Annotated in this window: 21 protein-coding genes and 1 riboswitch; of the genes, 16 read left to right on the top strand and 5 right to left on the bottom strand. The window is 72.6% G+C overall.

The window, feature by feature from the left end; genetic code table 11:
• Window positions 1-59: 59 nt before the first annotated feature.
• The 3 genes from CPH93_RS02535 (at window position 60) to CPH93_RS02545 (ending at window position 1,965) form a co-directional block, all read left to right on the top strand.
• Window positions 60-695, top strand: a complete 636-nt coding sequence (locus CPH93_RS02535; RefSeq protein WP_093487614.1) for an ATP-dependent Clp protease proteolytic subunit — start codon at window positions 60-62, stop codon at window positions 693-695.
• A gap of 5 nt (window positions 696-700) precedes the next feature.
• Window positions 701-1,009, top strand: coding sequence for a hypothetical protein (locus CPH93_RS02540; RefSeq protein WP_093487612.1), 309 nt, complete (start codon window positions 701-703; stop codon window positions 1,007-1,009).
• Window positions 1,010-1,319: 310 nt separating this feature from the next.
• A riboswitch (cyclic di-AMP (ydaO/yuaA leader) is annotated at window positions 1,320-1,487 on the top strand.
• A 4-nt stretch (window positions 1,488-1,491) separates the two neighbouring features.
• Window positions 1,492-1,965 (top strand): C40 family peptidase, encoded by a 474-nt coding sequence (locus CPH93_RS02545; RefSeq protein WP_006601614.1) that lies wholly within the window; start codon window positions 1,492-1,494, stop codon window positions 1,963-1,965.
• Between the two features lie 191 nt (window positions 1,966-2,156).
• On the opposite strand, the gene CPH93_RS02550 is transcribed toward CPH93_RS02545, so the two are convergent.
• Window positions 2,157-3,371, bottom strand: a complete 1,215-nt coding sequence (locus CPH93_RS02550; protein WP_096211794.1) for an 8-amino-7-oxononanoate synthase — start codon at window positions 3,369-3,371, stop codon at window positions 2,157-2,159.
• A gap of 156 nt (window positions 3,372-3,527) precedes the next feature.
• On the opposite strand from CPH93_RS02550, the gene bioB reads away from it, so the two are divergent.
• The 4 genes from bioB to CPH93_RS02570 all read left to right on the top strand — a co-directional run bounded on the left by bioB (window position 3,528) and on the right by CPH93_RS02570 (window position 7,675).
• Window positions 3,528-4,703 carry a biotin synthase BioB gene (bioB, locus tag CPH93_RS02555; RefSeq protein ID WP_096211795.1) on the top strand — a complete coding sequence of 392 codons (1,176 nt, stop codon included), beginning with the start codon at window positions 3,528-3,530 and terminating at the stop codon, window positions 4,701-4,703.
• Entirely contained in the window at window positions 4,696-6,000 is a 1,305-nt protein-coding gene (locus CPH93_RS02560) for an adenosylmethionine--8-amino-7-oxononanoate transaminase (RefSeq protein WP_096211796.1), read from the top strand. Before bioB ends, CPH93_RS02560 begins: the two co-directional genes overlap by 8 nt.
• On the top strand, window positions 5,976-6,848 hold the full coding sequence (gene bioD / locus CPH93_RS02565; RefSeq protein WP_269460140.1) for a dethiobiotin synthase: 873 nt from the start codon (window positions 5,976-5,978) through the stop codon (window positions 6,846-6,848). Before CPH93_RS02560 ends, bioD begins: the two co-directional genes overlap by 25 nt.
• A 155-nt stretch (window positions 6,849-7,003) precedes the next feature.
• On the top strand, window positions 7,004-7,675 hold the full coding sequence (locus tag CPH93_RS02570) for a class I SAM-dependent methyltransferase (RefSeq protein WP_096211797.1): 672 nt from the start codon (window positions 7,004-7,006) through the stop codon (window positions 7,673-7,675).
• Window positions 7,676-7,727: 52 nt separating this feature from the next.
• Here CPH93_RS02570 and CPH93_RS02575 read toward each other — a convergent pair whose 3' ends face one another.
• Window positions 7,728-8,099 carry a fic family toxin-antitoxin system, toxin component gene (locus CPH93_RS02575; protein ID WP_093487600.1) on the bottom strand — a complete coding sequence of 124 codons (372 nt, stop codon included), beginning with the start codon at window positions 8,097-8,099 and terminating at the stop codon, window positions 7,728-7,730.
• Window positions 8,096-8,368 (bottom strand): toxin-antitoxin system HicB family antitoxin, encoded by a 273-nt coding sequence (locus tag CPH93_RS02580; protein WP_093487598.1) that lies wholly within the window; start codon window positions 8,366-8,368, stop codon window positions 8,096-8,098. Before CPH93_RS02580 ends, CPH93_RS02575 begins: the two co-directional genes overlap by 4 nt.
• Before the next feature lie 306 nt (window positions 8,369-8,674).
• On the opposite strand from CPH93_RS02580, the gene CPH93_RS02585 reads away from it, so the two are divergent.
• From CPH93_RS02585 to CPH93_RS02600, 4 genes are all read left to right on the top strand, one after another.
• Window positions 8,675-9,100: a GNAT family N-acetyltransferase gene (locus tag CPH93_RS02585; protein ID WP_096211798.1), complete on the top strand. Its 426-nt coding sequence runs from the start codon at window positions 8,675-8,677 to the stop codon at window positions 9,098-9,100.
• A 223-nt stretch (window positions 9,101-9,323) separates the two neighbouring features.
• Window positions 9,324-10,667: a hemolysin family protein gene (locus CPH93_RS02590; RefSeq protein ID WP_093487594.1), complete on the top strand. Its 1,344-nt coding sequence runs from the start codon at window positions 9,324-9,326 to the stop codon at window positions 10,665-10,667.
• A complete protein-coding gene (locus tag CPH93_RS02595; protein WP_093487592.1) occupies window positions 10,664-11,683 on the top strand; it encodes a hemolysin family protein in 1,020 nt (339 codons plus the stop codon). Before CPH93_RS02590 ends, CPH93_RS02595 begins: the two co-directional genes overlap by 4 nt.
• Before the next feature lie 119 nt (window positions 11,684-11,802).
• Window positions 11,803-13,071 (top strand): FAD-dependent oxidoreductase, encoded by a 1,269-nt coding sequence (locus tag CPH93_RS02600; RefSeq protein WP_096211799.1) that lies wholly within the window; start codon window positions 11,803-11,805, stop codon window positions 13,069-13,071.
• On the opposite strand, the gene CPH93_RS02605 is transcribed toward CPH93_RS02600, so the two are convergent.
• Window positions 13,040-13,663 carry a TetR/AcrR family transcriptional regulator gene (locus CPH93_RS02605; protein WP_093487590.1) on the bottom strand — a complete coding sequence of 208 codons (624 nt, stop codon included), beginning with the start codon at window positions 13,661-13,663 and terminating at the stop codon, window positions 13,040-13,042. The genes CPH93_RS02600 and CPH93_RS02605 overlap by 32 nt on opposite strands.
• Before the next feature lie 124 nt (window positions 13,664-13,787).
• Here CPH93_RS02605 and CPH93_RS02610 point away from each other — a divergent pair, with 124 nt between their 5' ends.
• The 4 genes from CPH93_RS02610 (at window position 13,788) to CPH93_RS02625 (ending at window position 18,317) form a co-directional block, all read left to right on the top strand.
• On the top strand, window positions 13,788-14,558 hold the full coding sequence (locus CPH93_RS02610; protein ID WP_093487588.1) for an SGNH/GDSL hydrolase family protein: 771 nt from the start codon (window positions 13,788-13,790) through the stop codon (window positions 14,556-14,558).
• A gap of 103 nt (window positions 14,559-14,661) precedes the next feature.
• Entirely contained in the window at window positions 14,662-16,095 is a 1,434-nt protein-coding gene (gene purB / locus CPH93_RS02615) for an adenylosuccinate lyase (protein WP_006601627.1), read from the top strand.
• Window positions 16,096-16,105: 10 nt separating this feature from the next.
• Complete coding sequence (mug, locus tag CPH93_RS02620; RefSeq protein WP_093487584.1) at window positions 16,106-16,663, top strand: G/U mismatch-specific DNA glycosylase; 558 nt, start codon at window positions 16,106-16,108, stop codon at window positions 16,661-16,663.
• Window positions 16,664-17,033: 370 nt separating this feature from the next.
• Window positions 17,034-18,317, top strand: coding sequence for an MFS transporter (locus CPH93_RS02625; protein ID WP_096211800.1), 1,284 nt, complete (start codon window positions 17,034-17,036; stop codon window positions 18,315-18,317).
• A gap of 66 nt (window positions 18,318-18,383) precedes the next feature.
• On the opposite strand, the gene CPH93_RS02630 is transcribed toward CPH93_RS02625, so the two are convergent.
• Entirely contained in the window at window positions 18,384-18,821 is a 438-nt protein-coding gene (locus tag CPH93_RS02630; protein ID WP_096211801.1) for a hypothetical protein, read from the bottom strand.
• 171 nt (window positions 18,822-18,992) lie between these two features.
• Here CPH93_RS02630 and CPH93_RS02635 point away from each other — a divergent pair, with 171 nt between their 5' ends.
• Window positions 18,993-20,150, top strand: coding sequence for an ROK family transcriptional regulator (locus tag CPH93_RS02635; protein WP_096215269.1), 1,158 nt, complete (start codon window positions 18,993-18,995; stop codon window positions 20,148-20,150).
• The last annotated feature ends 19 nt before the right edge of the window (window positions 20,151-20,169 follow it).

The following is a 20,169-nucleotide window of genomic DNA, read 5'->3' on the forward strand; positions in this document are numbered from 1 at the left end:
GCTCCCATTCTAACGGGATGTACGTCCTGTACATTTTTCACAAAGAGAGAGGAGCAGGCATGCTGCCGCCGACGGCCCGCTATGTCCTTCCGGAGTTCACCGAGCGCACCTCCCAGGGCACGCGCACCATGGACCCCTACTCCAAGCTGCTCAGCGAGCGCATCATCTTCCTGGGCACCCCGGTCGACGACGCCTCCGCCAACGACGTGATGGCACAGCTCATCCACCTCGAACACGCCGCGCCCGAGCAGGACATCTCGCTCTACATCAACTCCCCCGGCGGCTCGTTCACCGCGATGACCGCCATTTACGACACGATGAACTTCGTGTCGTGCGACGTGCAGACCGTCTGCCTGGGACAGGCCGCCTCCGCCGCCGCGGTGCTGCTGGCCGCCGGCGCCCCCGGAAAGCGGCTGGCGCTGCCCGGCGCCCGGGTACTGATCCATCAGCCCTCCCTCCATGAGCCGATCCAGGGCCAGGCCACCGATCTGCAGATCCAGGCGGAGGAACTGCTGCGCACCCGCGAGATGTTGGAGGAGATGCTCGCGCGGCACACCGGACAGCCCCGCGAGCGGATCGCCGCCGACATCGAGCGCGACAAGATCTTCGACGCCCAAGCCGCCCAGGAGTACGGCCTGATCGACGGCCTCACCCGGCACCGCAAGCAGTCGGCACACCCACTCGGTGCGCGGTGATCCGGATGCTGCCCCCCGAACTCCCGCCGCTGCCCGCCCTCACACGTGCCGAGGGTGAGTTGATCGACCGTTACCTGGAGGTGCTCGATCTGCTGGGCCGCATCAACCCGGCCCGCGGCGGGGGCACCTACAGCGGACTGCGTGCCGCCCAGGCACTGGTCGGCAAGGCCGCCGGACTGCGGGACGCGCTGACGCTGATGCACCAGCGCGGCGAGACCGAACTGCACCGCGACACGCTGGCCCGGGCGTTGCGGGTGCTGGACGGCGAACGGCGGGCCGGGCTCGTGGCCGTGCCGCCGCCCGCGGAGCGCTGACGCGACACGCGGTGCGGCTGCCCATACGGCGTAGCGCGCACACCCGTTGTGAACCACCCCCGAATTGCCGGTTCACCCACATTTTCTCGGGTCCCGGATGTTTCGCTCCTGGTCCGGGGCGTGCGACAGCCGGGACCCCGACACTCCAGGGAACAAAACCCACCATTCAGGCCAAATGTGACCCATCTCACATACGGCATTTTCAGCTCGGACTTTGGGCGGCGGGTGCGTGAGGATCCCTTCGACGACAAGACCCCGCCACAGCGACGGGGCGGTCCGGACGGGCGCCTAATCCCGCCGCCGTCCGGATGTCCGGTCGACGCTTTTGGATCGGCGGGAGCGGAGGACCCGAGCAGGACGGGGTCCACGGCCTTCACGGGCCGGCGGACTCCTTGGGGTGAAGCCGTACGCACGGCCGGGCATCTTCGCCTGCCCGAACCCGACAGGTCTTCCTTCGCAGGCGGCTGACGAAGGGTTTGCGCATGACTGTGCGCATGCATACGCCGAATCTGCTGGCGCGCACCGGCACCGTCGCCGCTCTGACGCTGGTCACGCTCGGCGGGACGACCATCACCCCAGGAACCACCGGGGGCGCCGAAGCCGCATCCGTGTCCGCACACGCGCTGCGGGTCGCCGCCTCCAAGCGGGGATCCCCCTACCAGTACGGCGCCCAAGGGCCGGACGCCTTCGACTGTTCCGGGCTGACGCTGTACTCGTTCCTGCGCGCCGGCCGGGCCCTGCCCCGTACCGCCGCCGCGCAGTACAGCCGCACCCGGCACGTCACGGCCGACTCCCGGCGACGCGGCGACCTGGTCTTCTTCCATTCGGCCAACGGGATTTACCACGTGGGCATCTACGCCGGGGACGGCAGGATGTGGCACGCGCCCAAGGCCGGGAGCACGGTACGGCTGGAACGGATCTGGAGCCCCGGGGTCTGGTACGGGCGGGTGCGCTGACCGGCGCGCTCGTCGTACAACCCGTCAATTAACGACGGTGGTAAGCGGTTTGCCCGGGTGACCTTGCAACTGGGCGCGGCCGCTGACCGTCGGTCCGTGCGGGCGGGTCCCGCCTGCGCACGGACCGGTGACGGTGCTGCCGCGCCGAGGGCGGTGCCGCTCCTCAGGCATGCGTCACTTCGCGCCCCGGTTCAGCCGGTCGGCGCCGTGGCCAGGATCGTGCCGACCGCCGTGTCGATCTGGTCGTCCGTCAGGTCCGCGCGGGCGGTCAGTCGCAGCCGGGAGATCCCGTCGGGTACGGACGGGGGCCGGAAGCAGCCGACGACGAGGCCGGCCGCGCGGCAGTCGGCGGCCCAGCCGACCGCCGCCTCCGGTGAGGGGGCGCGTACCGAGACCACCGCGGCGTCCGGCCGCACCGCGACCAGGCCCGCTGCGGTGAGCCGGTCGTGCAGCTTCCGTGCGACCTGCCCGGCCCGGGCGGCGCGCTGGGGTTCACGGCCCAGCAGTCGCAGCGCGGCGAGCGCCCCGCCGGCCGCCGCCGGGGCGAGACCGGTGTCGAAGATGAATGACCGGGCGGTGTTGACCAGGTGCTCGATGACCCGGGCGGGGCCGAGCACCGCACCGCCCTGGGAGCCCAGCGACTTGGAGAGGGTCACGGTGGTCACCACATCGCCGTCGCCGGCGAGCCCGGCCGCCCACAGCGCGCCGCGGCCGCCCTCGCCGAGGACGCCCAGGCCGTGTGCGTCATCGACGAGCAGCCCGGCGCCCCGTGTCCGGCAGACCTCGGCGAGGGCGGGGAGCGGGGCGGCGTCGCCGTCGACCGAGAACACCGAGTCGGTCACGGCGAGCGCCCGGCCGTCATGACCGGCCAGCGCGGCGCGTACGGCCTCGGGATCGGCGTGCGGGACGACTTCGGTGCGGGCCCGGGAGAGCCGGCAGCCGTCGATGAGGGAGGCGTGGTTGCCCGCGTCGGAGACGACCAGGGTGCCGGCGGCGGTGAGCGCGGTGACCGCGGCGAGATTGGCGGTATATCCGGACGACAGCACCAAAGCGTCCTCGAAGCCGCAGAAGGCGGCGAGTTCCGACTCCAGCCGGGCGTGCAGTTCGGTGCTGCCGGTCACCAGCCGGGAGCCGGTGGCGCCCGCGCCCCAGCGGTGTGCGGCCGCGGCCGCGCCACGGGTGACCTCGGGGTGCCGGGCCAGTCCGAGGTAGTCATTGCCGGCCAGGTCGAGCAGCGGGTGGTCGGCCGGTCGGGGACGCAGGGTGCGGACCAGTCCGGCGCGCCGGCGCGCGTCGCGGGCTTCATCCAGCCAGTCGAAGGCGGCGCCGTGGGCAGGCCGGCGGGGCTCGGCGAGGGCCGCCGGCGAGCCGTCGCGGAGCAGCGTGGGGGCGGAGTCCTGCGGCATCGGCGTCCTTCGTCGGTGGGCCTCGATTGTGGGCTGTTGCTAGACGTTAGCGGTCGTTCCGCAGGCCCACAGTGTGGCGATACACACACCTGCATCCTGGGTCGTTGTGGGAATCCTCCTTGGCCGGGGGCGGTGCCGTACGCCAGGATCAACGCCATGGACCTGCTGAACACACTGGTGGACAAGGGACTGCGGCGCGAGTTGCCGACCCGTGAAGAGGCGCTGGCCGTACTGGCGACCTCCGATGACGAACTGCTCGATGTCGTGGCCGCGGCCGGAAAGGTGCGCCGCCAGTGGTTCGGGCGGCGGGTCAAACTCAACTATCTCGTCAACCTCAAGTCGGGCCTGTGCCCCGAGGACTGCTCGTACTGTTCCCAGCGGCTGGGGTCGAAGGCGGAGATCCTCAAGTACACCTGGCTCAAGCCGGATGACGCCTCCAAGGCGGCCGCGGCCGGTGTCGCCGGCGGCGCCAAGCGGGTCTGTCTGGTGGCCAGTGGCCGGGGTCCCACGGACAAGGACGTGGACCGCGTCTCGGAGACGATCTCCGCCATCAAGGAGCAGAACGAGGGGATCGAGGTGTGCGCCTGCCTCGGTCTGCTCTCCGACGGCCAGGCCGACCGGCTGCACGCGGCGGGCGCCGATGCGTACAACCACAACCTCAACACCTCGGAAGCCACATACGGCGACATCTGCACCACGCACGACTTCTCGGACCGGGTCTCCACCGTCCAGCAGGCCCAGGCGGCCGGGATGTCCGCCTGTTCCGGGCTGATCGCCGGGATGGGCGAGAGCGACGCCGATCTCGTCGATGTGGTCTTCGCGCTGCGCGAGCTGGACCCCGACTCCGTACCGGTGAACTTCCTGATCCCGTTCGAGGGCACCCCGCTCGGCAAGGAGTGGAACCTCACCCCGCAGCGCGCGCTGCGCATTCTGGCGATGGTGCGGTTCGTCTGCCCGGACATCGAGGTACGGCTGGCCGGCGGCCGCGAGGTGCATCTGCGCAGCATGCAGCCGCTGGCGCTGCACCTGGTCAACTCCATCTTCCTCGGCGACTATCTGACCAGCGAGGGCCAGGCCGGCAAGGACGATCTGGCGATGATCGCGGACGCCGGTTTCGAGGTCGAGGGCACGGACACCACGACGCTGCCCGAGCACCGCCGTCCGGGCTGCGGCGTTGCGGACACCGCGGAGTCCGGCTGCGCGGAGTCCGGCTGCGCGACCGGCGACGGGGCGCCCGCCGCCACGATCCCCGCGCCGCCCGAGGAAACCCGCCGCGACCTGGTCTCGGTGCGCCGCCGGGGCGCCGGTACGGAGCTGCCGCCCAATGCCTGAGCCGCTCTCCCCCCGCGAACTGCTGGCGCTCGACCGGCAGCACGTGTGGCATCCGTACGGGCCGATGCCCGGCCGGGCCGCGCCGCTGCTGGTGGAGTCGGCGTCCGGGGTCCGGCTCCGGCTGGCCGAACCGGTCGAGGGCCAGGACGAGTTGGTGGACGGCATGTCGTCGTGGTGGTCGGCGGTGCACGGCTACAACCACCCGGTGCTCAACGAGGCCGCGCACGGCCAGCTGGGGCGGATGAGCCATGTGATGTTCGGCGGGCTCACCCATGAGCCCGCGGTGCGGCTGGCGAAGCGGCTGGTCGACATCACCCCGGAGCCGCTGGAGCATGTCTTCCTCGCGGACTCCGGTTCGGTGTCGGTCGAGGTCGCCGTGAAGATGTGCCTGCAGTACTGGCGCTCGCTCGGCAAGCCGCGCAAACAGCGGCTGTTGACCTGGCGGGGCGGCTACCACGGCGACACCTGGCAGCCGATGTCGGTGTGCGATCCGGACGGCGGGATGCACGAGCTGTGGCAGGGGGTGCTGCCGCGGCAGATCTTCGCGGACGAGCCGCCGGCCGGCTTCGACGCCGCGCCGGACGAGGCGTATGCGGCGCAGCTGCGCGAGCTGATCGGCCGGCACGCCGAGGAGCTGGCGGCGGTGATCGTGGAGCCGGTGGTCCAGGGCGCCGGCGGGATGTCGTTCCACTCCCCCGGGTATCTGCGGGTGCTGCGGGAGGCCTGCGATGCGCATGATGTGCTGCTCGTCTTCGATGAGATCGCGACCGGCTTCGGCCGTACGGGTGCGCTCTTCGCCGCCGAACACGCCGGGGTCGCACCGGATGTGATGTGTCTCGGCAAGGCGCTGACCGGCGGTTATCTGACTCTGGCGGCGACGCTGTGCACGGCGGCCGTCGCGGACGGCATCTCCCGCGGTGCCCTGCCGGTGCTGGCGCACGGCCCGACCTTCATGGGCAATCCGCTCGCCGCGGCCGTCGCCGATGCCTCGATCGACCTGCTGCTGTCCCAGGACTGGGCGCAGGAGGTCAAGCGGATCGAGGCCGGGCTGTGGGAGGGGCTGGCGCCGGCCCGGAGCCACCCCGGGGTCCGCGAGGTCCGGGTACTCGGCGCGATCGGTGTCGTGCAGCTCGACCACGAGGTGGACATGGCGGCGGCGACCCGGGCGGCGGTCCGGGAGGGCGTGTGGCTGCGCCCGTTCCGGGATCTGATCTACACCATGCCGCCGTACATCACCGGCGACGACGATCTGGCGCGTATCTGCGCCGCGGTGTGCGCGGCGGCCCGCGAGGGCTGACGCACGGTCGGCGGTGGCCGGCGGACCGGGGCGTCCGGCCCGCCACCGTCCGCGCCACCGCCGGCACGCACCCACCGGAATTCTTCACCAAGAACCATGCGCGGCCATCCCCTCGGGGGCGGTCCACGCGGAGTCGGAGGCACCCCATGTCAGTGCTGTTCGTGACGGGCACGGGCACGGAGATCGGCAAGACCGTGACCACCGCCGCGATCGCCGCGGCGGCGCTCGCCCGAGGTCGTTCCGTCGCGGTGCTCAAACCGGCGCAGACCGGTGTCACGGCGCACGAGACGGGCGATGCGGCGGAGGTCGAGCGGCTGGCCGGACCGGTCACCACCCTGGAACTCGCCCGCTTTCCGGACCCGTTGGCGCCCGCGACGGCCGCACTGCGGGCCGGTCTGCCGCCGGTGCTCCCCCAGGACATCGCCGAGGCCGCCGCGAAGCTGGCTGCCTCGCACGACCTGGTGCTGGTCGAGGGCGCGGGCGGGCTGCTCGTCCGCTTCGACGCGGACGGCCATACCCTCGCCGACGCCGCACGGCTGGCGAAGGCCCCGGTGCTGGTGGTCGCCCAGGCGGGCCTGGGCACCCTCAACGCCACCGCGCTGACCGCTTTGGCGCTGCGCTCGTACGGACTCGACTCCCCCGGCGTCGTCATCGGCAGCTGGCCGGCCACACCCGACCTGGCGGCCCGCTGCAACCTGACGGACCTCCCGGACGCCGCCGGCGCCCCGCTCCTCGGCCTGATCCCAGAGCACTCCGGCGCCCTCGCCCCGGACGCCTTCCGCGCCGCGGCTCCCGGCTGGCTGGCCCCGGCGCTCGGCGGATCGGACGCGTTCCGGATCCCCTCGTGACGGCCGCGGAGCGGGAAGAACTGCCTAGCAGGGCACGGCGCCCTCGGCCCGTACGGATGTGCGCACCGCGGACCGGGTGACTCCCGGGGACTCCTTGTCCGCCCGGTTGGGGAGACTGACGGCAGGAGCGGGCATCGCCGGCGAAGGGGTCCGTCATGTGGCAGCGCAGAAGAGTTCCGCACGGCACCGTGCACCACCCGGTGTTCGCCCGCTTCTACGCGAGCTGCTGCGGCCCGGCCGCGGACGCGCGGGCGGGGGTGGCCACGCTCCGCAAGGAACTGCTGGCGGGCGCGACCGGCCGGGTGATCGAGGTCGGCGCCGGCACCGGGCTGAACTTTGCGCACTATCCGGGGACGGTCTCGGAGGTGGTGGCGATCGAGCCGGAGCCCACGCTGCGGGAGGTGGCCCGGTCGGCGGCGGCACGTGCGGAGGTGCCGGTGGATCTGGTGCCGGGGGTGGCGGAGGCGCTGCCGGTCAAGAGCGAGGCGTTCGATACGGCGGTGGCGTCGCTGGTGCTGTGTTCGGTGCACGAGGTGCCGCGAGCGCTGGCGGAGCTGCGGCGGGTGTTGCGTCCGGGCGGTGAGCTGCGGTTCTTCGAGCACGGGCGGGCCGCGGGGCGGGCGCTGGCAGCGGTGCAGTGGTCGCTGGACCGGACGGTCTGGCCGCTGCTGATGGGCGGCTGCCACACCGGCCGGGATCCACTCGGCGAGGTCCGGGCGGCCGGATTCGAGGTGGTGCGGGTGCGCCGCCTGAAGGTGCCGGAGCGCGGGCCGACGCTGCCGACCTCACCGGCGGTGCTGGGCCTGGCGCGGCGGCCCGCCGACTGACCGGCCGCGCGGCCAGGACGATCAGTGGCCGGGACCGGTCAGACGGTGCCGGTCAGACGGTCCAGGTGCGCAGCGCGTCCGCGATGGCGCAGACGTCGGCCGCCCCGTCCTTGACGAGGCGGGCGAGGTCGCGGACCTGCTCCGGGGAGGTGGCGATCTTCAGACCGCTGGCGACGAGATAGCCGTAGGCGACAGCGGTCGCGAACATCGCATTCGAGCCCTCCAACGCCGGTACGCGGAGCAGGAGTTGGAGGAGAGCCGCGGCACGCTCCTGAGGGTCGGTGTAGACGGGCACACCGAATATCTCGGCTTCGTGGCGGCTGACAGCGGCCACCAGGGCGCCCCAGTCGGTGACCTGGGGGTCTCCGGGGGTGTGCTGTTCGGCGATCAGAAGGAGCCAGGCGAGGTCGATACGCAGTGTCACGTCGCGCCCGGCAGTCCTTCGCGCGGGACGGGGGGCGTGGCGTCCGGCGCCTCGCGTGGTTCCCGGCCGAATTCCTCGGCGAAGACACGCTCGTACTGCTTCATGAAGTCGGAGGCTGCTTCCACGAAGGTCTGGCCGATCTCGCCGGCGTCCTTCAGGACGAGCTCCTCGATGTAGCGGTTCATGCTCACCCCCCGCTGCAGAGCGCGCTCCCGCGCCGCTTCGGCAGTGGCCTCGTCCACCCGGACGTTCAACTGTGTCTTCGCCACCCGTCCAAGCTAGCGCGCAGGTGCTAGCAGCGGCAAGGAGGGGTGCGGCGGAGCAGTGCGGCGGGCCCGGCGCGTGGTGCCGCGCCATCCGGGTGCCGCGCGCTACGGCATCCGGACGGGGCGGCACCCGGCGGCCGGCCTTTACTTGTAGCCGAAGTCCTGGGTCCAGTACGCCCGGAGCCTGCCGCCCATCGCGACACCTATACCGGTGGCCTTGGAGTGGCAGACGAGCGGGCCCGCGGCGCCCCCCCCCCGCCACGAAAAAGGGCTTCGACACCGCGCTCCCCTCAGTGATGGGATCCGACCATGAATCATCTTCAGGTCCGGGCCGGAACGCCGGCCGATCTCGATGCCGTGCTGGCCTTCTGGAAGGACGCCGCGGAGGGGACCAGCATCAGCGATGACAGCGATGGTGTGGCGCGACTGGTGGCCCGCGACCCCGAGTCGCTCCTGCTGGCCGAGCGGGACGGCGTCCTGGTGGGCACGGTGATCGCCGGCTTCGACGGCTGGCGCTGCCATCTCTACCGGCTGGCCGTGCACCCCGAGTGCCGTCGGCAGGGCATCGGCAGCATGCTGCTGACCGCCGCCGAGAAACGGTTCCGCGCGCTGGGCGGCCGGCGCGGTGACGCGATGGTGCTGGACCGCAACGAGTCCGCACACCACGCCTGGCGCGCGGCGGGCTACACCCCCGAGCCGCAGTGGAGCCGCTGGGTCAAGCACCTCGAAGACTGACCGCACCCGCCGACGCACGAGGAGGGCCCGCCCCGGGGGCCGGACCCGGGGCGGGCTTCGCCCCTCCCTCGCGACTTTGCTGATCCTTTACCATGGAGGCTCACCGACCCCAGCGAAAGGTGTGTGAGCGTCCAGCCATGGGCGAACCTCCCAGTTGTCGAGCTACCTCCCGACATAGCGCGAACCTCCCGATCCTGCTCGATCATGGGACGGAGGTGACTCGATGACCGACCTGCTCTATCTGGGCGTGGCGCTCCTCCTGACCCTGGCCTGCGGAGTCTTCGTCGCGGCGGAGTTCTCGCTGACGACCGTCGAGCGCAGCGACCTCGAACGCGCCGTCGAGCGCGGCGAGCGGGGCGCGGACAGTGCCCTGAAGGCCGTCCGCAGCCTCACCTTCCAGCTCTCCGGGGCCCAGCTCGGCATCACCGTCACCGGCCTGGTCATCGGCATGCTCTCCAAACAGGCCATCGCCACCTTGCTGGCCGGACCGCTGGACGCGATGGGCCTGCCGCGCTCGGCGGCGGACTCGCTGGCCCTGGTCCTCGGCACGGCGATCTCCACGGTCGTCCTGATGGTCGTCGGCGAGCTGGTCCCGAAGAACTGGGCCATCTCCAGCCCGCTGCCCATCGCGAAGCGGGTCGCCACCGCTCAGCGCGGCTTCAGCGCCCTCTTCCGGCCGCTGATCCGGCACCTCAACAACGCCGCGAACCGCACGGTCCGCAGGATGGGCCTGGAGCCCGCCGAGGAGCTGGCCTCGGCGCGCGGCCCGCAGGAGCTGGTGGCGCTGGCCCGGCACTCGGCCAAGGAGGGCGCGCTGGAGGCCGACACCGCCGAGCTGTTCGTCCGTACCCTCAACCTCGCCGATCTGACCGCGGAGAACGTCATGACCCCGCGGGTGCAGGTGATGGCACTGGACGTGCAGTCCACCGCGGAGGACGTGGCCAACGCGACCCGGGCGAGCGGGCTGTCCCGCTTCCCGGTCTACCGCGGCAGCCTGGACAGCGTCGTCGGGGTGGCGCACATCAAGGACGTGCTGACCATCGCGGCCGAACGCCGCCCCCGCCATCCGGTCTCCGAGCTGGTACGCGAGCCGCTGCTCGTCCCCACGACGCTGACCGTGGACCGGCTGCTCGACCGGCTCTCCGGCAAGCGCACGATGGCCGTGGTCATCGATGAATACGGCGGCACGGCCGGCGTGGTGACGCTGGAGGACATCGTCGAGGAGGTCGTCGGCGAGGTCCGCGACGAGCACGATCCGATGGAGACCCCCGACCTGGCGCCGGCCGGTGCCGACGCCGAGGGCCGCCCGCTCTACCAGGCCGACGGCGCCGCCCGTACCGACCAGCTGGAGCGGATCGGCCTGTGGCTGCCGGAGGGTCCGTACGAGACCCTTGCCGGTCTGGTCGCCAGTGAGCTGGGCCGGATACCCGTGGCCGGCGACGGACTGGAGGTGGCCGGCTGGTCGATGGATGTGCTCGACGCCACCGGTCATCGCGCCGCGCGGGTGCTGCTGCACGCGCCGCTGCCCGGCAGCACCGACGAGCGCGGGACGGAGGCCGGCCGATGACCGCGCTGCAGTTGTTCGTGGGCCTGCTGACGCTGGTCGTCAACGCCTTCTTCGTGGGCGCCGAGTTCGCGCTGATCTCGGTGCGCCGCAGTCAGATCCAGCCGTTCGCCGAGCGCGGGGACCGCCGGGCGGCCAGCGTGCTGTGGGGGCTGCAGCACGTCTCGGCCCTGATGGCGGCCGCCCAGCTGGGCATCACGCTGTGCACGCTGGTGCTGGGTGTGGTCGCCGAGCCGGCCATCGCCCACCTCCTGGAACCGGTGTTCCACGCGGTCGGGCTCCCGTCCGCGCTGAACCAGCCGATCGCGTTCGTGATCGCGCTGTCGCTGGCCACCTATCTGCACATGCTCTTCGGCGAGATGGTGCCGAAGAACGTCGCCCTGGCCGAACCGGTGCGCAGTGCGCTGCTGCTGGGGCCGCCGCTGGTCGCGCTGACCCGGGCGCTGCGCCCGGCGATCTTTGCGATCAACGCGCTCGCCAACGGGCTGCTCGCGCTGCTGCGGGTAGAGACCAGGGACGAGGTGGCCGCGACGTTCTCGCACGCCCAGCTCGCGAAGATGGTCGAGGACTCCCGGGCCGCCGGCCTGCTCGACGAGCGGGCGCAGGAGCGGCTGCGGGACGCCCTGGAGCTGGGCCGCCGCCCGGTGCGGGACGTGGTGCTGCCGGCCGACAAGGTCGTCTCCGCACGGATGGGGATCACCCCCGAGGAGCTGGAGCAACTGGCCGCCGATTCCGGCTTCTCCCGCTTCCCCGTCGTCGACGACACCCGCCGCATCCTCGGCTATCTGCACGTCAAGGACGCCCTGGACGCCACTCCCCGCAGGCTGCCCTTCCCGGTGTCGGCGCTGCGCCCGATCGCCCGCGTCAAGGCGGCGACGCCGCTGGACGACGTGCTGACGGCGATGCGCGGATCCCGTACGCATCTGGCCGCGGTGATCGGCGACGAGGGGCGGCTGGCCGGGCTGGTGACGATGGAGGACGTGCTCCGGGAGCTGGTGCTGCAACGGCCCGCGGCCTGACGGGAGGGGGCGCCGCAGCCCCTGTCTGACCGATCGGTTAGATTGCTGACCGATCGGTCAGACGCTGCTGTGCCGGCGCCGGCCGTCATCGCATTCGTACGCGACGAGGGGGCAAGGGCATGGAGCGCACATCGTGCTGCATAGCGGGCGGCGGACCGGCGGGAATGATGCTCGGACTGCTGCTGGCGAGGGCGGGCGTCGAAGTGACCGTCCTGGAGAAGCACGGCGACTTCCTGCGCGACTTCCGGGGGGACACCGTCCATCCGTCGACGCTGCGGCTGCTGGACGAGCTCGGGCTCGGCGAGGCATTCGCCCGGCTGCCGTTCGCCAAGCTCCGGGAGATGCGGGCGCAGATCGGTGACACCACGGTCGTCATGGGCGACATGCGCCATCTGCCCGGCCGGCACAAGTACCTCGCGATGGTGCCGCAGTGGGACTTCCTCGACCTGCTCGCGCGCGCGGCGGCCGAGGAGCCGCACTTCACCCTGCGGATGCACACCAGGGTCACGGGGCTGCGCACCACGGACGGCCGGGTGACGGGGGTGCGGTTCGTCGACGAGCACGGCACGCCCGGCGAACTGGCCGCGGCGCTGACGGTCGCCTGCGACGGCCGGGACTCCGTGGTACGCGCCGCGGCCGGGCTCCGTCAGCGGCAGTTCGAGGTGCCGATGGACGTCTGGCAGGTGCGGGTGGACGCTCCCCCAAGCAGGGGGAACCCCCCTTCCGACGACCTCAAGAGCGGTCGGGTCTTCGCACGGTTCGGCGGCGGCCAGGCCGCGGTCACCATGGACCGCGGCACGTATTTCCAGACCTCCTATCTCATCGGGAAGGGCCGGGACGCCGAGCTGCGCCGCCACGACATCCAGTGGCTGCGGGACCGGCTCGGCGCCCTGTTCGACTGGGACGACCGGGTGACCGGCGCCATCGGCTCCTGGGACGACGTCAAGCTGCTGGAGGTCACGTTCGGCCGGCTCGCGCGCTGGTACCGCCCCGGCCTGCTGTGCCTCGGCGACGCGGCACACACCATGTCGCCGGTCGGCGGGGTGGGGGTCAACCTGGCGCTGCAGGACGCGGTCGCCGCGGCCCGGATCCTGGCGCAGCCGCTGCTCCGCGGTATGCCCGGCGTGGCCGATCTGGCCCGGGTACAGAAGCGGCGGCAATGGCCGGTGGCCGTGGTGCAGAAGACCCAGCAGGCCGAGCACACGATGATCCGGGCGGCGCTGGACGGCACGCTCGACGGCGACCGGCTGCCGGTGCCGATGCGGCTGCTGCGGCGGGTGCCGCCCCTGCGGACGGTGACCGGCTATCTGGGCGGGATCGGCGTGCGCCCCGAGCGCGCCCCCGGCTTCGCCCGGGTCAGTCCCGGCGCTCGATCGCGTCGAGGGTGAACTTCTCCACCTCGACGGCCGCGGCGTCCAGGTCGTACTCCGGGTGCGCCAGCCAGTGCGAGATCACTCCGTCGATCGCTCCGCCGATCGCCAGGGAAATCGTCTGTGCATCGAACTCCCGGAAGACGCCTGCCTGCTGACCCTCCGTCAGGAGATCGGCGAGAGCCTGCCACCGGCCGTGGGTGTCGTGCGAACCCGGCGTCTTGAGCCGGGTGCCTCCCGCGTCGTCGAGCAGCATCTCGGTGATCACCCGGACGTGCCGGCGGTTGGCCTGCTGATAGCCGATCATCGCCCGTACGTAGGCGACGAGCGCGTCCCGCGGGCCGGCCGCCCGCGCCAGCCGCTCGGTGACATGAGCGCTGAAGTCCGCCAGTACGTGCTCCAACGCGGCCCGGGTCAGGTTGTCCTTCGAGGAGAAGTGGTAGAGCACCGCGGCCTTGGACAGCCCGGCCCGCTCGGCGATCGCCGACAGCGAGGTCGCGGGATGGCCGCGGGTGGAGATCAGGTCGATGGTGGCGTCGATGAGCTGCCGGCGGCGGGCCCGTTCGGTGAACGTCGGCTCGCCCAAGCCCTCGCCGCGGCGGGGAGTCATCGCGCTGCCACCTGCCTCTTTCGCACCGTTCGAACGACACCAGACCGTACACCGCGGGCGCCGGACCACCCCCGGGGGACCGGGGCATACCGTGCGGTATGGCGGGCGGTAGGATCACCGCACCATGGAGATGAATGCCCGTTACACCAGTTTCGTCGCGGTCGGCGACAGCTTCACCGAAGGCATGTCGGACGGCCTGCCGGACGGCTCGTACCGCGGCTGGGCCGATCTGCTCGCCGCCCGGCTGGCGGCCGCCGCGCCCGGCTTCCGCTACGCCAATCTCGCGGTGCGCGGCAAGCTCATCGGGCAGATCGCCGACGAGCAGTGCGGGCCGGCCGCCGCCATGGGCGCCGACCTGGTGACGCTGGTGGGCGGGCTCAATGACGTCCTGCGGCCGCGCTGCGAGGTGGCGCAGGTCTGCGCGCGGTTCGAGGAGGCCGCGGCGCTGCTGGCGCGGGGCGGCGGGCAACTGGTGCTGATGCGCAGCCCCGGCCGGCAAGGCGCCGTGCTGGAGCGCTTCCGGCCGCGGATGGAGCAGCTGTTCGCGCACCTCGACGAGGTGGCCGCGCGGCACGGCGCGGTGGTCGTGGACCTGTATGCGTCCCGGGCGCTGTCGGATCCGCGGCTGTGGGCCGACGACCGGCTGCATCTGAACGCCGAGGGGCACCGCCGGGTGGCGGAGGCCGTGGGGCAGGCGATCGGGCTGCCGGCCGGGGCGGACTGGGACGCCCCGCTGCCGGCCGCCGCACCGCCGGGCTGGGGCGCCCGGCGCGCGGCGGATCTGCGGTTCGCGCGCGAGCATCTGGTGCCGTGGATAGGCCGGCGGGTCACCGGCCGGTCCTCGGGCGACGGCCGGCCGGCCAAGCGGCCCGAGCTGCTGCCGTACGAGGGCTGAATCGCCCCGGCCGGCACCCGCCCGTCGGCTTGGAGGAAAGCACAGCCGGGACCGGGGCGCCGACCTGCGTAAACCGCCAGTAGACTCTGACCACGTGACTGCTGTGTCTGCGAAGCCTCGCATCCCCAATGTCCTGGCCGGCCGCTACGCCTCCGCGGAGCTGGCCGTGCTGTGGTCCCCCGAGTACAAGGTCAAGCTGGAGCGGAAGCTGTGGCTCGCCGTGCTGCGTGCGCAGAAGGACCTGGGGGTGGAGGTCCCCGAGCAGGCGCTGGCCGACTACGAGCGGGTCCTGGAGACCGTCGACCTGGCCTCCATCGCCGAGCGCGAAAAGGTCACCCGGCACGACGTCAAGGCGCGCATCGAGGAGTTCAACGCCCTCGCCGGCCATGAGCAGGTCCACAAGGGCATGACCTCCCGGGACCTGACCGAGAACGTCGAGCAGCTCCAGGTGCGGCTCTCGCTGGAGCTGATGCGGGACCGTACGGTCGCCGTGCTGGCGCGCCTGGGCTCGCTGGCCGGGCAGCACGCCGAGCTGGTGATGGCCGGCCGCTCGCACAATGTCGCCGCCCAGTCCACGACGCTCGGCAAGCGCTTCGCGACCGCGGCGGACGAACTGCTGGTCGCGTACGGCCGGCTGGCAGACCTGCTCTCCCGCTACCCGCTGCGCGGCATCAAGGGCCCGGTCGGCACCGCTCAGGACATGCTCGACCTGCTGGGCGGCGATGCGTCCAAGCTCGCCGACCTGGAGCAGCGGATCGCCGCGCACCTCGGCTTCGGGCAGGCCTTCACCTCCGTCGGCCAGGTCTACCCGCGTTCGCTGGACTACGACGTGGTCACCGCGCTGGTGCAGCTGGCCGCCGCCCCCTCGTCGCTCGCCAAGACGATCCGGCTGATGGCCGGGCACGAGTTGGTGACCGAGGGCTTCAAGCCCGGCCAGGTCGGCTCCTCGGCGATGCCGCACAAGATGAACACCCGCTCCTGCGAGCGCGTCAACGGCCTGATGGTGATCCTGCGCGGCTATGCGTCGATGGCCGGTGAGCTCTCCGGCGACCAGTGGAACGAGGGCGATGTGTCCTGCTCCGTGGTGCGCCGGGTCGCGCTGCCGGACTCGTTCTTCGCGCTCGACGGTCTGCTGGAGACCTTCCTGACCGTGCTCGACGAGTTCGGCGCCTTCCCCGCCGTCGTCGCCCGCGAGCTGGACCGCTATCTGCCCTTCCTCGCCACGACGAAGGTGCTGATGGCGTCCGTGCGGGCCGGTGTGGGCCGCGAGGAGGCGCACGAGGCGATCAAGGAGAACGCGGTCGCGTCGGCGCTGGCCATGCGGGAGCAGGGCGTCGAGCGCAACGAGCTGCTGGACAAGCTGGCCGCGGATACCCGGATCCCGCTGGACAAGGCCCAGTTGGACGCCCTGATGGCGGACAAGCTCTCCTTCACCGGCGCCGCGGCCGACCAGGTGACGTCCGTCGTCGCCCGGATCGAGGAGATCGCCAAGCAGCACCCGGAGGCCGCCGCGTACACCCCCGGCTCCATCCTCTGACGCGACTGCCGTGCGCTTCACCCCCGAAGAGCTGGAAGCCGCTCGCGACCGCCTCGTCCCGGACGTGGCCGCGAGCGGCTTGCGCGTGCTCTTCTGCGGGATCAACCCCGGGCTGATGACGGCGGCCACGGGCCACCACTTCGCCCGGCCCGGAAACCGCTTCTGGCCCGCGCTGTACGCCGCCGGCTTCACCCCGCGCCGACTGCGGCCCGACGAGCAGGAGGAGCTGCTCGCGCACGGACTCGGCATCACCAATGTCGTGGCCCGGGCTACCGCCAAGGCGGACGAACTGAGCGCGGAGGAGTACCGCGAGGGCGGCCGGCTGCTGGCCGGGAAGGTGGCCCGGCTGCGGCCCCGCTGGCTCGCGGTCGCCGGGGTCACCGCCTATCGCCTCGCGTTCGACGACAAAAAGGCCGCGATCGGGCCGCAGCAGCGCACGCTGGGCGACACCCGCATCTGGGCGCTGCCCAACCCGAGCGGGCTGAACGCCCATTGGACGCCGACGGCGCTGGCAGAGGAGTTCGGACGGCTGCGCGCCGCGGCGTTCGCGGCGGACGACGACGGCTGAAACACCTGGGGCGGGCACCGGGCCGAGGGTTCCGGGGCGCCGGATGCCCGGACGGCATTGCACCCCGTGCCGGCGGCACCGCCCGCTCGGCCGCTGTTCCGCACCGCGTCACCCGGTAGCCGTGTACATGCCGCGGTGACGGTTCTACGCTGTCGCCGCCCGCGCACCCCCCTCCCCTCCCGTACGGAGGCTCCCGTGCCTGCTCCGTCCCCCTCGGCTGCCCCCAGTTGCCCCTCGTCCCCAGCCTCCGCCCCCTTCCCCCGTATCCCCCGCATCCGCCGCGTCCGCCGCTCGCGCCGCCGCGGGGCCGGTGTGCTCGCCGGGGGGTTCGGCCTCGCCGTCGCCGGCCTCGGCATCTGGGCGAGCTGACGTGTATCTCACCGAGCGGCCGTCGGCTGCCGCTGCCACCACTCCGCCGGATGACCGGCGCCCCGTTCGGGGCCGGCGCTCCCTGGCCGCCCTGCCTTCCACCGTGCTCGTCCTGGGCACCGTCAGCCTGATCACCGATGTCTCCTCGGAGATGATCACGGCCGTTCTCCCGCTCTACCTCGTCGCCGAACTCGGGCTCTCCCCCTTGGGGTTCGGTGTGCTGGACGGGGTCTACAACGGGGCGAGCGCGCTGGTCCGGCTGGTGGGCGGCCGGTTGTCGGACCGGGGCGAGGGCGGCGGTCACAAGACCGTGGCCGCGGTGGGGTACGGGCTCTCCGCCCTCTGCAAGCCGTTGTTGCTGATGGTGCACTCGCTGCCGTGGATCGGTGCGGTGCTGGCCGTGGACCGCACCGGCAAGGGGCTGCGGACCGCGCCACGGGACGCGATGATCTCGCTGGCGGCCGAACCTGCCGCCCGCGGGCGGGCGTTCGGGGTGCACCGGGCGATGGACACGGCGGGCGCACTGTGCGGTCCGCTGGTGGCGTTCCTGCTGCTGAGGGCGGCCGCGGACGGCTATGACGCGGTGTTCACGGTCAGCTTCTGCATCGCCGTACTGGGCGTGGTCGTGCTCCTGCTCTTCGTCCCGGGCCGCGCCCGGAACGCCGCTCGACCGACCGCCGAACGGGCCCCGGCTCAGCCGCGGATGCCGGTGCGCGCGCTCCTGGCACGGCCGGAGGTACGCCAGCTGACGGGGTGTGCGGTGCTGCTGGGGCTGACCACCATCAGCGACTCCTTCCTCTATCTGACGCTGCAACGGCGGCTGGATCTGCCGGCGGGGTGGTTCCCGCTGCTCCCCCTGGGCACGGCCGCGGCGTTCCTGCTGCTGGCCGTTCCCCTGGGGGCGATCGCCGACCGGCTCGGCCGCCGGAGGCTGTTCCTGGCCGGGCATCTGGCGCTGCTGGGCGCCTACGGTCTGCTCGTGGCTCCGCTCGCCGGCGGCCCGCTGCTGGTCTGCGCCGTGCTCGTGCTGCACGGCTCCTTCTACGCGGCTACCGACGGAGTGCTGGCGGCCGCGACCGCCGACGCGGTGCCGGAGGAGGTCCGTGGCAGCGGTCTGGCCCTGGTGCAGACCGGCCAGACCGCCGCGCGCTTCGTCTGCTCGCTCGCCTTCGGCGCCGCCTGGACCGCCTGGGGCGACCGCACCGCCGTCCTGGCAGCCGCCCTCGGCCTCGCCCTCGCCGCGTCCCTCAGCGCCCGCCTGCTGCGCCGAGCGGCCCCGGCGTGAGCGGCCCCGGGGGTCACGCGCCGGCCGGCACCCCACGGACACACCCCTGCGCCTCCGCACCCCCACCTACGCCACCCGCTCCTCCCCCACCGCCACCAGCAGCTGGAAGGGGAGTTCGCGCTCGCCCTGCCCGACCCCCACACCTATCCACCGGCCTTCCACCCGCCAGCCATGCATCCGCGGGACGTAACCGCAGAGGGCGTCCAGCGGCGGACGCACCGGCAGGCCCTGCGCGACACGCTCCAAATACGGGGTGAGATCGAGAACTTCGGGCGGACCCCACCGTAAGGACAGCGCCTGCACCAGCGCCGTCAGATCGTCCTCGAACTCCTCCTCGGCCTCCGCCACCTCGGCGGGGTCCGCGTCCCAGAAATCCTGGCTTGCCCGTATCCCGGCTATGTGAAAGCCCGGGCCGCTCTCGACCGTGCCGGACCGGAGCGGCTCGGCCGGGAACGCCCGCAGCCGCAGTCGGTCGATGGCGGTCAGCTGCTCGTCCATGGTCATGCCGTCAGTAAACCTGCCGGGTCTGACAATTGACCCACCCGGTGCGGGCACGGGTCGCGGGGAGCGCCGCGGGCGGGTCTCCCCGGCGGCCGCCCGCGCGTCTCTCAGGGCTCGCCGCGCACCCTCTGACCGGTTACGATCCGCCCCACACTGCAAGCGAGGGAGATGGACGTGGGGCGGCTCACCGGCGGGGATCCGTCCCTGCTGCGACGGATCAACTCCACGGTGGTGCTGCATGCACTGCGGGCCGCGGACTCCCCCACGCTCACCGATCTCGTCCAGGTCACGGGCCTGTCCCGGCCCACGGTCGAGGGTGTCGTCGAGGGGCTCATCGAGGCCGGACTGGTGGCCGAGGCGGCCGCCGGGGAGGGTGCACGCCGGCAGGGACGGCCCGCCCGGCGGTTCCGGTTCCGTACGGAGGCCGGTCATCTGCTGGGCATCGAGATCGGCCCGCACCGCATCGCGGCACTGCTGTCCGATCTGAGCGGGCGGGTGCTGGACAGCGCGCAACGGCCCGTGGCGGAGACCGCACCGGCCGGGGAGCGGCTGGAGCGGGTCCGTGCCGTGGTGGCCGATCTGCTGCGCCGCTCGGGCGTGCCCCGCAGTGCGCTGCGCGCCGTCGGCGTGGCCGGCCCCGGCATCGTGGAGGCGGACGGCACCGTACGCCTGAGCACCGCCCTGCCGGGCTGGACGGGTCTGCGGCTCGGTGAGCGGCTGCGGCGGTCCTTCCGCTGCCCGGTGCTGGTCGAGAACGATGCGAACGCCGCAGCGGTGGCCGAGCACTGGCAAGGCGCGGCGACCGGCTCCGATGACATCGTTTTCGTGCTGGCCGGGCTCAGCCCGGGAGCCGGTTCGCTGATCGGCGGACGGCTGCACCGTGGCTTCGGCGGGGCCGCGGGGGAAATCGGCGCGCTGCATCTGCTCGGCCGCGAGGCAACACCGGAGAAGCTGCTGTCGACGACCGGAAAGCCGCTGCACCCCCTCGACGAGGCACAGGTCGCGGCGGTCTTCGCGGCAGCACGGGAGGGCGCGCCGCAGGCCCGGGAAGCGGTGGACCGCTTCCTCCAGCGGCTGGTGCATGACGTCGCGGCCCTGGTGCTGGCGCTCGACCCGGAGCTGGTGGTGATCGGAGGCTGGGCGGCGGGGCTGGACGGTGTACTGGAGCCGCTGCGCGGGGAGTTGGCGCGTTACTGCCTGCGCCCGCCGCAGGTCGTCCTGTCACAGCTGGGCGAGACGGCCATCACCACCGGCGCGCTGCGGCTCGCGCTCGACCATGTGGAGGGCGAACTCTTCGCGGTGGAGGGAGCGGTGACGAGCCGCCAGCGATGATCCTGGCCGCCCCGCGGCT

The organism is Streptomyces sp. 2323.1, from assembly GCF_900221035.1.
In the GTDB taxonomy this organism is placed as follows: domain Bacteria; phylum Actinomycetota; class Actinomycetes; order Streptomycetales; family Streptomycetaceae; genus Streptomyces; species Streptomyces sioyaensis.